The 13,974-nt window shown below is 48.7% G+C and carries 11 protein-coding genes; 4 read left to right on the plus strand and 7 right to left on the minus strand.

Going from position 1 to position 13,974, the window contains the following annotated elements:
* Positions 1-4: 4 nt before the first annotated feature.
* Positions 5-1,210, minus strand: coding sequence for an aspartate aminotransferase family protein (locus FHS77_RS05170; protein WP_184221005.1), 1,206 nt, complete (start codon positions 1,208-1,210; stop codon positions 5-7).
* A gap of 734 nt (positions 1,211-1,944) precedes the next feature.
* Between FHS77_RS05170 and FHS77_RS05175 the strand changes: the two genes are divergently transcribed.
* The gene (locus tag FHS77_RS05175) at positions 1,945-2,520 is read left to right on the plus strand and encodes a GcrA family cell cycle regulator (RefSeq protein ID WP_184221008.1); all 576 of its coding nucleotides are present in this window, start codon (positions 1,945-1,947) and stop codon (positions 2,518-2,520) included.
* 57 nt (positions 2,521-2,577) lie between these two features.
* Here the strand turns inward: FHS77_RS05175 and FHS77_RS05180 are convergent, their stop codons facing one another.
* The 3 genes from FHS77_RS05180 to FHS77_RS05190 are packed head-to-tail and all read right to left on the minus strand — an operon-like array spanning position 2,578 to position 5,758.
* Positions 2,578-3,705, minus strand: coding sequence for a glycosyltransferase family 4 protein (locus tag FHS77_RS05180; RefSeq protein WP_343060957.1), 1,128 nt, complete (start codon positions 3,703-3,705; stop codon positions 2,578-2,580).
* Positions 3,706-3,716: 11 nt separating this feature from the next.
* Complete coding sequence (locus tag FHS77_RS05185; RefSeq protein WP_184221010.1) at positions 3,717-4,952, minus strand: glycosyltransferase; 1,236 nt, start codon at positions 4,950-4,952, stop codon at positions 3,717-3,719.
* On the minus strand, positions 4,949-5,758 hold the full coding sequence (locus tag FHS77_RS05190) for a polysaccharide deacetylase family protein (protein ID WP_184221012.1): 810 nt from the start codon (positions 5,756-5,758) through the stop codon (positions 4,949-4,951). The genes FHS77_RS05185 and FHS77_RS05190 overlap by 4 nt, the downstream gene beginning before the upstream one ends.
* Positions 5,759-5,913: 155 nt before the next feature.
* Here FHS77_RS05190 and FHS77_RS05195 point away from each other — a divergent pair, with 155 nt between their 5' ends.
* Entirely contained in the window at positions 5,914-7,188 is a 1,275-nt protein-coding gene (locus tag FHS77_RS05195; protein ID WP_246431233.1) for an oligosaccharide flippase family protein, read from the plus strand.
* 2 nt (positions 7,189-7,190) lie between these two features.
* On the opposite strand, the gene FHS77_RS05200 is transcribed toward FHS77_RS05195, so the two are convergent.
* Positions 7,191-8,186 carry a glycosyltransferase gene (locus FHS77_RS05200; RefSeq protein ID WP_184221014.1) on the minus strand — a complete coding sequence of 332 codons (996 nt, stop codon included), beginning with the start codon at positions 8,184-8,186 and terminating at the stop codon, positions 7,191-7,193.
* 109 nt (positions 8,187-8,295) lie between these two features.
* On the opposite strand from FHS77_RS05200, the gene FHS77_RS05205 reads away from it, so the two are divergent.
* Complete coding sequence (locus FHS77_RS05205; protein ID WP_184221016.1) at positions 8,296-9,432, plus strand: GNAT family N-acetyltransferase; 1,137 nt, start codon at positions 8,296-8,298, stop codon at positions 9,430-9,432.
* A gap of 71 nt (positions 9,433-9,503) precedes the next feature.
* Here the strand turns inward: FHS77_RS05205 and FHS77_RS05210 are convergent, their stop codons facing one another.
* Positions 9,504-10,778: an ATP-binding protein gene (locus FHS77_RS05210; protein WP_184221018.1), complete on the minus strand. Its 1,275-nt coding sequence runs from the start codon at positions 10,776-10,778 to the stop codon at positions 9,504-9,506.
* A 251-nt stretch (positions 10,779-11,029) separates the two neighbouring features.
* Here FHS77_RS05210 and ppk2 point away from each other — a divergent pair, with 251 nt between their 5' ends.
* Complete coding sequence (gene ppk2, locus FHS77_RS05215; RefSeq protein WP_184221256.1) at positions 11,030-11,959, plus strand: polyphosphate kinase 2; 930 nt, start codon at positions 11,030-11,032, stop codon at positions 11,957-11,959.
* Here ppk2 and FHS77_RS05220 read toward each other — a convergent pair.
* Positions 11,872-13,830, minus strand: coding sequence for a glycosyltransferase (locus tag FHS77_RS05220; RefSeq protein ID WP_210307036.1), 1,959 nt, complete (start codon positions 13,828-13,830; stop codon positions 11,872-11,874). The genes ppk2 and FHS77_RS05220 overlap by 88 nt on opposite strands.
* Between the last annotated feature and the right edge of the window lie 144 nt (positions 13,831-13,974).

A 13,974-nucleotide genomic window follows, 5' to 3' on the forward strand; every position in this document is an offset into this window, starting at 1 on the left:
GATTTTATGCCGTCTTTACTGGGTTTGCGACAGATAATCTTTCCACTGCCGTTTCTAAACGCTTCAATGCTTCACGTGCTTCTTCTTCTGTTGTCACCAATGGCGGCAGCAGACGCAGCACATTATCACCGGCAGTCACTGCCAGCATATGTTCATCACGCACGGCCTGAAGCAGCATTGTATTTGGCACAACGCATTTAAGGCCGATCAAAAGACCGCGACCGCGCACTTCCGAAACAATATTCGGGAAGCGGTCGATCAAAGAGGCAAAGCCCTGTTTCAAAATAAGAGCGATTTTCTGCACATGCGGCAGAAATTCGTCATCCAACATCACATCAAGCACCGCATTGCCCACAGCCATCGCCAGGGGATTACCGCCATAGGTGGTGCCATGGGTGCCCGCTGTCATGCCCTTGGAGGCCTCAGCCGTTGCAAGACATGCGCCAAGCGGGAAGCCGCCGCCAATACCTTTGGCAATAGCCATAATGTCAGGGGTGATGCCTGCCCATTCATGCGCGAACATGCGACCTGTACGGCCAACACCGCTCTGCACTTCATCCATAATCAACAAAATGCCGTTATCATCGCAAAGCTGACGGATAGCGCGCAACATTTCATCAGTGAACGGACGCAAGCCGCCCTCGCCCTGCACAGGCTCCAGCAGAATACCGGCAGTTTCATTGGTGACGGCAGCCTTCAATGCTTCCTCATCGCCAAAAGGCACCTGATCGAAACCATCAACTTTAGGGCCAAAACCTTCCAGATATTTTTCCTGACCGGTAGCGGCAATCGTTGCCAATGTACGGCCATGGAAAGCACCATCAAAAGTAATAATGCGATAGCGTTCCGGCTGACCATTGACAAAGTGATAGCGGCGCGCAGTTTTAATCGCGCATTCCAGAGCTTCCGCACCGCTATTGGTGAAGAAGACACGATCAGCAAATGTATTTTCGGTCAGACGCTTTGCCAGTTTTTCCTGACCCGGCACTTCATAAATATTCGATACATGCCATAATTTATCAGCCTGATCTTTCAGTGCTGTTACCAGATGCGGATGGTTATGGCCGAGTGCGTTCACAGCAATGCCGGCAGCAAAATCGAGGTAGCGCTCACCCTTATCGGTAATCAGCCAAATGCCCTCTCCTCGCTCAAAACGCAGAGCCGCACGATTATAGGTTTCGTAAAGCGGGTGTACGGTTGCGTCGGTCATTTGAGTAGGGCCTCCATAAGCCTCAAACGGTTGTAACATACGATCCGGTTCCGGAACCCATTATGGCGCTCCGGGATCATGGTTTAAATCAACGTCTTTCACGCTGATGAAACTAAAAAGCCGCCCTCAGGCGGCATTTGCATAATTGACTTAAAAATCGGATTCGACAAGCTATCAATTACACAAGTCTTCCATAGCTTACATATACGGTCTTGACCACCGGACACCAGCCATAGAATAAGGTAACGAATATTGGTTGCCGGATATAAAAAGTCAATCAATCTTGCTGAAAAACCAGCGATTTTACCCTCAAAGAATGGGCTTTTTTGCACCATTCTGCTTAAGTTGTAGTTATATTCCTGTCATAAAGATAGCAATTTGCATCTAAATAGCTATATAGACAGGCAGTTGCGGTAGTCAGACCGGCAGCGCCTGACAATCTACAAACACGATTTGAGCAGGGCGAAGTGGTCTGGCCTCGGTGCAATAAACAATTTAAATGCCATTACAAAAATAGGACTTGACAACCTATCTGGGGAAAACCCCGAAAAGCAAATCAGCCGAGCTGCGAGAGCCTTGTCAGGGTCAAGCTCGATATTGTAGCTTTATGGTCAAGTAATACTAGATTTCGTAAGGCGGACCTAGTCACCCGGAAACGCATGGTGGGCTGTCAGGAAATTTCCTGTTGCCCCTGACGGATTCCGGCTAACAAATAACGATTGGAGCCTATGGCGATGAGCTGGACAGACGAGCGCGTCGAAGTTCTGAAAAAACTGTGGAGTGAAGGCCTCAGCGCAAGCCAGATCGCTGCACAGCTTGGCGGTGTGAGCCGCAATGCGGTCATCGGCAAAGTGCATCGGCTGAAACTGTCAGGTCGCGGAAAAACCACCACAGCTGCCCCGCGCAGCAAAAAAGTGGCTCCGGCACCGAGCGTTACAGCCTCCGCGCCACCAAGACCGGCAACCCCGCCGGTAACACCGGCAGCAACAGCAGCTCACATTCATGTGCAGGCGCCTGTGCGCCCGACCGTCACCAAGACAGTTGGCGCTGCGGCACTGCAAATGGAATATGTAGCCGATACAGCCATTGCCGAACCGGTTATGAAGCCTGCGTCAGATGTGGTTATTCCGATCTCACGCAAGCTGACTTTGTTGCAGCTCACCGAGCGCACCTGCAAATGGCCGCTTGGCGATCCATTGTCGGAAGAGTTTCACTTCTGCGGTCATGAATCCGGTGAAAGCAGCCCTTATTGCGCTTATCACGCCAAGCTTGCTTATCAGCCATCTTCAGAGCGCCGTCGCGCCCGATAAGCTGGCTTAAAAATGCAAATTGAAAAACCACATCATGCGCGTCGCTGATGTGGTTTTTTATTGCTTGCTGCCGGACAAAACCTTTTCGTAAATCGCGCAAGTCTGGTCAGCGATATGATCCCAGCTGAAATCGTGCTGTAATTTGGTACGCTCTGCACCATCACCTGTCGCCGTTTTGGCGGCAATGAGCTGCCTTTCCAGCGCGCGGGTCAGTGCCGCAATATCCCCAAGTGGAAAATAACACTCATCTTCAAGCCCTATTTCCTTATTGGCCACAATATCGCTGGCCAAAACCGGCATGTCGTAATGCAATGCTTCCAGCAATGCGATCGGCATACCTTCATGGCTGGACGGCAAAATAAACATGCCTGCATTGGAAAAAATAGCGGCGAGTTCTTCGCCCGCTAAAGCGCCAGTCATAATCACACCGGCCACTTCACCGGCACGCGCGGCCACTTGCATGTAATAATCAGAATATTCATTACCGCCGCCAACAAGCACCAATGGAATGTCCGGCCGGTTTAAATCCGCATAGGCATTAATTAAATCAAGCTGACGCTTTTCCGGCACAATCCGCGCGACATTGATCAGATAATTGTCAGGGGTGAGCTGAAATTTCTTCAGATAATCGGCATTTGCGCGTCCTTCAAAAACGGAAACGCCATTCGGGATAAACTCCACCTCAACACCATAGCGCTTTTGCATAGCGCCAGCGATATTGCGTGATACGGCAATGCGGGCATTGCTATATTTCATGCCCACATATTCCCCAAGCTTCAAAACTTTGCGCGCGACTGCGCCCCATTTTTGCCGATCATAGTCAAAACCGTGATGCGTAACCACCACTTTCAAGCCCAAAACACGAGCCAGCGGTGCTGTTAATGCGGGGCCAATAGCATGAATATGCAAAATATCCGCTTTATGTCTCGCGGCATAAAACACCCCCGCAATACTATTAACTAAAGCTTCCAGATATGGCGAGCACGGCGCATAAAGCGGCACCACAAAAACATTGCGCCAGCGATAGAGGTTTTTTTGCTTCAGATAATTCCGCCGTCCGATAACCGTGACATCATAGCCTTTGTCAGCGCATAGCTGGCTTAAAGCTTCGACATGCTTTTCCACGCCGCCCTGCACATCAGGGATGCCTCGCAAACCAACCATAAAAATACGTTTACGCGCCACGTCTGCCCTCATCAGCGGCTTTCAAGTGATGCATAAAGATCAAGCATCGCATTTTTATATTGTATGCTTGAAAAAGCCTCACGCACCCACTGCGCTCCCTCAACTGCCATTGCGCCACGTTTTTGCGCGGTAAACCCTGCCATCATCGCGATTTTTTCGGCCAGATCCTGCACATTGCCAGGCTCTGCCAACAAGCCGGTGACGCCTTCGCGCACGAGTTCCGGTATGCCGCCAATCCTGCTGCCGATGACCGGCACCCCCAAAATATAAGCTTCCAAAATACTCAGCAGTGCATTTTCATACCATTGCGATGGCAAGATAAGCGCCGTTGCCCCGTTGATTGTGCGATGTAAATGATCCGCTTGCAAATGTCCTGCAAATTCGACATCCGCCTGAAGCTTTGCAACTAATTGTTTAAGCTGTTGCTCCAAGGGGCCGGAACCGGCAATCAGTAGTCTTTGTTTGGTCTCAGCCACCGCTTCAATGAGTGTTACCAATCCTTTTTCTTCCGACAATCTTCCGGCATAAAGAAAATAATCGCTGTTTCTTACAGGAGCGCGCGCCAGATCAAGATCAACGAAATTCGGTATATAAATCAGCTTGTCTTCCGGCCAGCCCCATTCAATCAGTTTTTCGCGGTAAAACCGGCTTGGCACAATAATGCGATCCAGATTATCGCGGTAAAGCCCAAGACTTCGATGCACCAATGTTTCAAGAAACACCAAACCGCTAAGCGCCACGGAATCTTTAATGCAGCGCTGTCGCACCACATTATAAATCCGCCCGCCCTTGCAGCGCTCGCAGACCTGATCATGGCTCAGCATCTTATAGGCAGGACAGGCCAGTTTAAGATCATGCGCTGTCATCACGGTCGGGATACCGGCTTTTTTCAGCACCGGAAAAATGGCCGGAGAGAGATGATGGTAAACATTATGCGCATGGGCAATATCAGGGCGCACATCTTCGATAAGGCGCTCAATATTGCGCTGTGCTTCGCGTGAATAAATAACTTTCGCGGCCTGCGATAGTTTTTGGCTCAACGAGAGACGGCGGCCATATTCAATTTCGCCCACGAAATAGGACGCATAATCAGAGGGCAAATTTTCCGGATGCTGCATGGCAAAAGGTATGGAACGCCAATCAGCATTATTGAAAAGCTGCATATGCTCAAAGAATAAAGTTTCCGCGCCACCACGGCGATAAAAATAATTATTAATCGCAAGAAGTGTCTGCGCTGGCTTCTTCATTCTCTGTTTTGTCCCTGCAATAAAGCCATCGCATCTCTGACCGGCAGAATGCGGCAGGATTTTTCGGCAGCATATGCCACCAGCTTTTCAAACAAATCCCGTGTGCAGCCATATGGGCTTGGATTATCATCCACATCATGCGTGAAGAAAATCAGCCAACCCGGATTTCTCGCAACATCTTCAATATAGGAAGAAAGCGTGCTGAATTTTGCATCCGCACCGCCGATTTCCACACCATATAAAAAATCACGATTGACCCGTCCGCGATTAATCTGATTGCCGCCACCGCGACAAGAGCTAAACCGGTCAGCCAATAATGTTCGTGCCCGCCATTGTGGGGCATTATACGGATAGGCAAAATTGCGAAGTCTACCTTCCTGCGGCGCCAAACCATCCAGATAGGCTTTATTGCGCGCCAGATCACGCTCCAGGATTTCGCGCGATAGCTTGCTCATTTTGCGGTGTGAAAAACTATGGCACGCCACTTCATGTCCGGCACGCGCCAGATATTGCACATCGGCGGGCGAAAACATCCGCATCTCGCCTTGCATCTTATCTTGCAAGCCACCAGCAATATAAAAAGTACCGCGCGCATTATAGCGCTCTAAAAGTGTAGCACCGCTGCGCACTGCCGAATGCGGCACATCGTCAAAAGTAAAGGACACAACCGGTTGTTCCAAGCGAACATCCAGTTTGCGGCGTGGAAAATAACGCATCATCCGGTCTGCAACCCGATCAGACCAGTCATTAAAGTTGAGAAGCTGTCTTGTCACGCGTCGTCCTGCCTGACCATTATTCCATTCCATTTTGCAAACGCTATAGTGAAAGGCGTGAAGGAACCAATTGACGATAGATTGAAAACTATCATAAGCCACAAGATCAGAACAAAGAGTAAAGCTTCGCCGCAACGAGGCAAGCAGAATAAAAAAAAATACAGCCACTGCCATTAAGGAAATTCAGCTTGGGGCAAGATCAATCAGCCAAGGTTAAGAAGCAATCGCGACCATTGGGTCAGATGTTGCTTTCCTATGCTGCGTCAAGCGGCAGCCTGCTGGCCGCCAATGTGGCGCAGTTGATGACCTTTGCGATTCTTGCCCGCTCGCTGGGGTCTGAGCATTTTGGTTTGCTTGTCACCATTCTCGCCATCACAGCCATTGCCACCCATATTTGCGGCCTTGGCTCAACCGAATCTCTTGTGCGCCGTGTTGCCCAAAACAAGCAGGTTTACACTGTCCTTTTCGGCCATTGCCTCAGCCTTATTGCTTTAACAGGTGCTGCACTTGTGCTGCTTGGCATGAGTATTCTGCCGCTCTGGATTGAGCTCACAACCCAAGGCAATTTTAGCGAATTTTCCATTCTGTTGCTGCTGATCACCAATATTGTATTGGTGAGGCTCATTTTGCTGGTTGAGCAGATTTATATAGCGCATGGTCAATATCAAGCGGCCAATCTGTCAGTGGTCGGCTTTGCTTTTGCGCGGATGTTTACGGCAGCTGTTGCCTGTCTGGTTTTCACCACCGAAGATATCTTCACATGGGCGGTCTGGCAATTTGCCTGCCATGTCATCGTGATGGTGTTTTACTATCGCTACATCTGGCGATTGGGTAAGCCGGTTTATCGCATCATCCGCCACGAAATCCGCCTTGGTCTGCTTTTTGCCAGCCAGTTCGTGTTTAAAACCGCGCGCCAGAATGTCGACTTGCTGATGCTCAGTACACTGATGCCTGCCGGTTTTGTCGGCTCTTATGCGATTGTGCGTCGTATCATCGACAGTAGCACTATGGGCATTGAAGCGATGAACCGCCTAGCCTATCCCCGCCTTGCGGTAGCAAGCTCCAAGGGCATTAAAAATGCTTTTGCCATGACCAAAAAGCTGCAACTTGCAGCACTAGGCATCGGCTTTTTCACCTCTTTGAGCATTTTCATTTTTGCACCGGTGCTGCCCTATTTGTTTGGCTCGGATTACGACACATTGGTGCAATATTCGCGTATTCTATGCTGGACGAATGTGTTCTTCGCGCTTTGGGCGGTGCCGATTGAAACATTGGGCGCGGCAGGCAAGCATGGCTATCGCTCCGCCATTCTTAATGGTGCCAATATTTTTGGCGGCGCCTTGCTGGCTTTAGCAACATGGGCTTATCCGCCACAAGGCACATTTGCCGCCTTTTATGTGATTGATCTGGCCTTAGCCATTGCATCATGGATTTGTCTGCTTAAAACTGTCCGTCAGTCTTAAGATCATGGTTCTTTCAAAACAGTGCTTTCAATAAAGCTTTGTGGTGCAGTGCGCTTTTTGAAAAAGCCGAAAGGCAATGCTGCGGCATGAAAAACCCATGCCACCACCGAATAAAGCCCCATATCCAAGCTTTTTTGTTTGAGTGCCATCAGCAAGACAGGCGCAAATACCACAAGAGCTGCCACCCACAAAAAATGAACATTAATGCAGGCAGCCGCCAAAGCCACGATAATGGCAAGCCACCAGCCATAAACCAGCACCCATAGTTTCAGTTCCGGCAATGTTTTGAAAAGCTGGCCAACATAATTGCCGTATAAAGCCGCACGCAAAATTTCGCCGCTGCCTTGCAAATAACCTGACTTCCAGCGTCGTCTCAGCAAAGAATAAGCATTTGTGCTGTGGCCTGAATGGCCGACAAAGGGCATATCCAGCCGGTGCAATTGCCAACCATTTTGCGCAAGCCGCAAGCCTAAATCCAGCTCTTCATAAGCATGCAAATTACGATCAGCAAGCCAGCCGGCAGATTGCAGGCTTTCGCGCCGGTAAAGTCCGCCGCCATTCATGCGATCAATTGCACCTGCCGGATTTTCAATTCTTTGGCGTTTTGCGCGGCGCTGATATTCTAAACTGCTGACGTTTTTTTCCATGACATGGCCGGTCACACCCGCCAATTGCGGGTGACTTTTTAAAAGGTTTAGCCCCTCCTTTAAAAAATCAGGCGCCAGTTCCATGTCGCCATCTAGCAGACAGATAAAATCACCATTTGCATATTGATAGCCAAGCTGGGCACCTGCCCCGCAACCGGCTTTGGCAGGTGGCCTGATTTGCACAATCATCACCGGAAACTGCCTGGCGATTGCAATGGTCTGATCACTTGAGCCACTATCGGCCACGATAATTTCGCTGACCAGCCCAGCCCCATGTGCCAGCACCGCCTCAATGCAGCCTGCAATATTCTGCTCTTCATTTAAGGTTTTGATGATGACTGAAATAGTCACTTGAGCGCCTTTATTAAAATATGACTGTTGATCTGACCATATGTCATGAATTGTGCTACAGCCAAACGCAATTAACTGAAGCTTTGATTGGTATTCAGCCATGACTGGGATGAGCCCTTATAAAATAAAAATCATTTCTGACCCTGAGGCGCTCTCTCCTTTGTGGCCGCAAGGGCTTTTGAACGAAACCAATAAAGCGCAAAGTTACATTTTTCAAAGCAAGGCTTTTTTGCAAGCCTGGGCAAAAAGCTATGGTGCGCGCACTGATTGCCAAATGCTGCTGGTGGAAATTTATAAGGGCAATAATGAGCCGCTGCTATTCCTGCCACTTGCCCTTAGCCGCGAGCGCGGCATCAGCACGCTAACCTTCACCGACCATGATGTCTGCGATTATAATGCGCCGATTTTATTTGATGATTTTTCGACATGGCCAAAGGCGCAGGTACTTAGTTTAATCAAAGAGATTTGCAGCAAACTTCCGCCTGTCGATATAATTGATTTTAAAAAAATGCCGCAATGGGTGGGAAGTCAGCTTAATCCGTTATTTTTGATTGCCACACACCCGCATCCCGAATCCGGACATTTCTCCACCCTTAACCAACCTTGGCCACAACTCGAAAAAAGCCTGCACCGGATTAAAAACACCAAACAGCGTTATCGCAACTTACTGCGTATGGGCGGGTTTGAATTCAAAATTGCGGAGAATAACGAAGAACGCCGCGCATTCATCGCAGCCTTGATTGCGCAAAAGCAGCGCCGTTTTGTCGAAACCAATGTTCCGGGTTTTCAGGAACACCCTGAAAAGCAGCAGTTTTTTGAACAAGCCACGGATTATTTCGGTCAAGCACAGAGCCTGCATCTGGCTGCCTTGTTAATGGATGGCGAAATCATCGCAACCCTTTGGGGTTTGCTGGATGGCAAAACATATTTTGGCATGATGATTTCAAATGAAGCCGGACACTGGTCAAAATATTCACCTGGCATGGTGCTGCATTATCTGGTCATGCAGGATTTACACAAACACGGCTTTGACATTCTTGACCTTGGCGTTGGCAACGAAGCATGGAAGGTCAATATGTGCGACGGCGTGCGGTTTTTGCACAATTATAAAGCCGCCCTCACCCTCAAAGGTCGCCTCGCTTTAAGCGCACAATCATTGCTGACAGGCTTGCGCTCAACACGCGTCTGGCAAGCAATCCGCCCACTCAAATGGAAGCTTTTACGCCTCGTCAAACCATCCAAGTAAAACTAACCGGTCAGACTTTTAAACGCGCCCCTGCCCCCTCTAAAAAACCGTGTCGCATTTAATCGATGCAATCAGGATTTAGCGCAATAAAGCGGAATACGCACAATGAAGGTAGTGCCTTTACCTAGCTCCGAACGCACATTCATCTTGCCGCGATGACGGGTCAAAATGTGTTTGACGATGGCCAGTCCCAGACCTGTGCCTTTTTTAGCATCACCCGTTTCTGCATTGATACGATAAAAACGTTCGGTCAAACGCGGCAGATGTTCAGCCGCAATACCGGCACCAAAATCCTGCACCGAAATAATTGCTTCTTCCGGCGAAGGAACCCCATGTTTTTTAAGGCTGACGACAAGTTTCTTGCCGCTTTCACCATATTTACAGCCATTTTCAATCAGGTTTTGGAAGAGCTGGATCAGTTCATCACGCGAGCCTGCCACATAGACCGGCTCATCATGAAAATCATGCTCGATCACCACGCCCTGTGCTTCGGCCATCGGCACCAGACTGTCGGTGACATGATGCAACACAGCACCTAAATTAATTTTATCTTCGGTGCCGATATTCGGCCGCGTTTCAAGCCGTGACAGCGACAAGAGATCATCAATCAGACGAGACATGCGGTCTGCCTGTTTTTGCATGATCTCCAAAAACCGGTCACGCGCTTTGACATCTTCACGCGCAGGCCCTTGCAAGGTTTCAATAAACCCGCGCAATGAGGCAAGCGGCGTGCGCAATTCATGGCTGGCATTGGCAACAAAATCCGAGCGCATGCGGTCAATGCGGCGCGCTTCGGTCTGATCCCGAAAAATCAACATAAACAGATCATCGCGCCCCGCCTCAAGCGGCATAAGGACGGCTTTATACCAGCTTTCAATCGGCAATCGTTCGAAATAATCAATGCTGCGCGGCTGACCATCATCCACCACCGCATGCAGCATATGCAGCATTTCTGGTGCACGAAAACGCAAAAACACAATCGTTTCCATTTCCATCGAAGGAAACGCAGCCTTCGCTGCCGGATTGGTATAAATCACCGAACCGGAACGATCAAAAATCACCAGCGGATCACTGAGTAATCCTGCAATCTTTTCAGCTCCGATATCCGCCAAAGCGCCTTTGCTTTTCGATGTTTTTTTGCGCGTAACCTCAGGTGGCGCTGGTGGCGAGACCACTAATGTCAAAGCCAGAATAATACTGAGCAGCAGCAGATAAAGCACCAACGGCGGCCAGACCAGCCAAAATATAAAGGCCAGCACTAAAACTGCGAAGATCAGATAAAGGCGGCCTTGCTGCCAAAGCTCCATCAAAACGGCTCCAATCCCCTGCTCATCATGATTGTTCATTCATTTTCCTCGCGAAAAGCACAGAGCCTTTAAACACTTCAAACCACAGGAGATAATCAATTGCACTATATAAAACCATAAAGTCAAAACAAGGTCGTTCAGATGATTGCGCGACACCATCGACAACATTCATCTGCCTGACAAATCGCCACTTTAAACATAGTTAAAGACTATGACACTTTGATTACCTGAACACTTTTCAAACACAATAAAGCTTAATAAGATCAATCAACAAGCGCAATCGAGAGGATATCGCATTGGCCAGTGATCAAGCCGCCCAGCAAGCACTTCTTTCCAGACATCCAAAGCTTGAACCAATCAAGCTTAGAATTGATGGTGCAGAGCGCCAATTTGATATTGATGACCCGCAATTGCCAATATGGATTGAAGAAAACGCCCTTGCCTCCGGTAGCTATCCATATCCTGATCAAATGCCTTCCAAAGAATATAAGGAAACCTTGGAACGCTTGCAGATCGAACTCGTCAAAATGCAATACTGGCTGCAAGATACCGGCGGACGCGTCATCTGCTTATTTGAAGGCCGCGACGCGGCAGGCAAAGGCGGCACAATTTTTACGCTGCGTGAATTTATGAATCCGCGTACCGCGCGTAATGTGGCGCTGACCAAACCCACCGAAACTGAAAGAGGCCAATGGTATTTTCAGCGCTATGTGGCGCATTTTCCAACCGCTGCCGAATTCGTCACCTTTGATCGTTCATGGTATAACCGTGCAGGTGTTGAAGTGGTGATGAATTTCTGCACACCACAACAGCTTGAAACTTTTCTGATTGAAACACCTGATCTGGAAAAAATGATCGTCGCGGACGGTATTTATTTCTTCAAATTCTGGCTGGATATCGGGCAGGAAATGCAGTTGAAGCGCTTCCATGAGCGCCGCCACAGCCCGTTGAAAGATTGGAAATTTTCACCCATTGATGTGGCAGGTATCACCCGCTGGCAGGATTATTCCGATGCCTGCCATGTGATGATCGAACGCACCAGCACCAAACATGCACCATGGACAATTGTGCGCTCCAATGACAAACGGCGGGCGCGGCTGGCCGCAATCCGCCGCGTGTTACTGTCATTGCCTTATGAAGGGCGCGACCTCGAGGCAATTGGTGCAGAAGACACCAATATCATTGGTGCGGGTACTGCATTTTTAGCATCCTCCAAATAGGTATTGTCCTGATGGAGGCCATGGCGGCCAAGCGCTTGTGTTGCCGTAGCACTCCGGAAATGAGGGGTCTTTTCCCAGAGAAAAGGCTCCTTCATCAATTGCAGCAGCGCCCGCCATGTAGAAAAAGAAATCATTATCCAGTAAGGTACAATACCGAGCAGATAAGGATAACCATCCATCTCGCTCTTTTCCGCAGCCTTCGCAGCCAGTAAATAATAGCTGACATAAGCCATCACGATATTCATCATATCAATGGTGAGCAACATCATATGGCGCACTTCAAACGGTGTGAAAAAAGCAGAGACGACCAAAAAGATCATAGTCAGCAACATCAGCGGGTGGAACAGCGCCGAGATAATCAGCCCCAGCATATAAACCTGACTGATGATAAACCGCTTGAAGCCAAGTTGCCGGCTTGTTTCGACGGGGTTACGCAAATGCACAAGACTTGTCTGCATCCAGCCTTTCATCCAGCGGGTGCGCTGCTTGTACCAATCCGGAAAATTCTCCGGCGCATCTTCAATCGTACCATGCGAAATAGTTTTGATACTATAACCAAAGCGCGCCAGACGAACGCCAAGGTCGGCATCTTCCGTCACGTTATAAGCATCCCACCCGCCCACTTTTTCAAGAGCCGAGCGGCGCATATGGTTAGATGTACCACCAAGCGGCATCACCAGATCATGGCGTGCCATCCACGGTAAAAGCCCGCGAAACAAGCCGGTATATTCAAACGAGAACAACCGGGTCAGGAAACTATTGCGGAAATTACCGATAATAAGTGGCGCCTGCACACAGGCAAGCTGTTCACCGCCTTTTTGAAAAGCCACCCAGGCATCCAGCAATTGCAGCGGATGCGGACGATCTTCCGCATCAAAAACCGCCACAAACTCGCCACGCGCAAATTGCAACGCATAATTCAAAGCCTTCGGTTTAGTGCGCGGCCCGACATTTGGCACCCGCACCACCTCCATAAACGGCGGGAGCTTAAAATAGCCAAGTACCTGCAGAGTTTCACGGTCATCAGCCTCGCAAATGATTTTGATATCCAGCCGTCCGCGTGGCCAGTGCAAATTGCTCAATGCTTCAAGCAATTGCGGAATCACATCCGACTCTTTGTAAAGCGGCACTAAAACGGTGTAATTCGGCAGGTCAGATGGCAAAGGCAATGTTTGCTTCAATTTTGGCAAACGCTGCGCAGACATTGCAGCCAATAACCGGATGCCAACACATGTAAAAAAGAAGCAGCTCAAGAAGATGTGAAAGGCAAATAATGTCGGCCAAAGAAAGTTAAAAAAAAGAAAAGCAAGCAGACTAATAGAAAAAGCAATAACAAAGGCCTGCCGCGTGTCCAGCACGCGACGACTAGAAAATTTAGCCGGAGTCACCGTGACAGCTTTACGTGCCAGTTCATGTTTTTTGCTACGCCGGTCCAAAAGCTGGATAACTGATGGCGAACAAATAACAATCTCAAAATTCAAGGATAGATTGGTGCTTAAGAAAATTTTGAGTGCGATAATATGTTCCATCGAAGGAGACAGATAAAGCAGAACATTGTTTTGCGCGTCCAGCACCAAAGCGTGCTGCATACCACTCAATTCGGCCGGAACCCTGCTTTTATCATCAATCACACGGCATGATGTGACGCGATCACGAAAAGGCAAATTCAGATAATCTGCCACGACGCCATATAAAACAACTTCACTTGCCACTCCCGAGCAGAGAACTTCATTTAAAAAAAGAGCAGGATCACTGCCTGCCCTTATATAAGCTTTTTTAATATCATTACGCGCAATACCATATTGCTCAAGACGAGCGCTTAAATTGCAACATAGATTAAAGCTATCCTGACAAGTTTTACCTACTATCAATTAAGTGCCCCCCCAGACATAAATTTGAAAGCAAACTATCGTTATTTATTTATACTATAAAAGGCAAGATTGATACTAAACAACCCCCATTCACTCCATTTAATACTAAGGTACATATAAAAATATACAATTAACAACACCTCA

The organism is Paenochrobactrum gallinarii (assembly GCF_014205685.1).
Taxonomy (GTDB): domain Bacteria; phylum Pseudomonadota; class Alphaproteobacteria; order Rhizobiales; family Rhizobiaceae; genus Paenochrobactrum; species Paenochrobactrum gallinarii.

Excerpts from the sequence above, each read along its gene's own strand:
- FHS77_RS05170 (WP_184221005.1), bottom strand. The coding sequence starts at position 1,210 with ATGACCGACGCAACCGTACACCCGCTTTACGAAACCTATAATCGTGCG.
- FHS77_RS05175 (WP_184221008.1), top strand. The coding sequence starts at position 1,945 with ATGAGCTGGACAGACGAGCGCGTCGAAGTTCTGAAAAAACTGTGGAGT.
- FHS77_RS05185 (WP_184221010.1), bottom strand. The coding sequence starts at position 4,952 with ATGAAGAAGCCAGCGCAGACACTTCTTGCGATTAATAATTATTTTTAT.
- FHS77_RS05190 (WP_184221012.1), bottom strand. The coding sequence starts at position 5,758 with ATGGAATGGAATAATGGTCAGGCAGGACGACGCGTGACAAGACAGCTT.
- FHS77_RS05205 (WP_184221016.1), top strand. The coding sequence starts at position 8,296 with ATGAGCCCTTATAAAATAAAAATCATTTCTGACCCTGAGGCGCTCTCT.
- FHS77_RS05210 (WP_184221018.1), bottom strand. The coding sequence starts at position 10,778 with ATGAACAATCATGATGAGCAGGGGATTGGAGCCGTTTTGATGGAGCTT.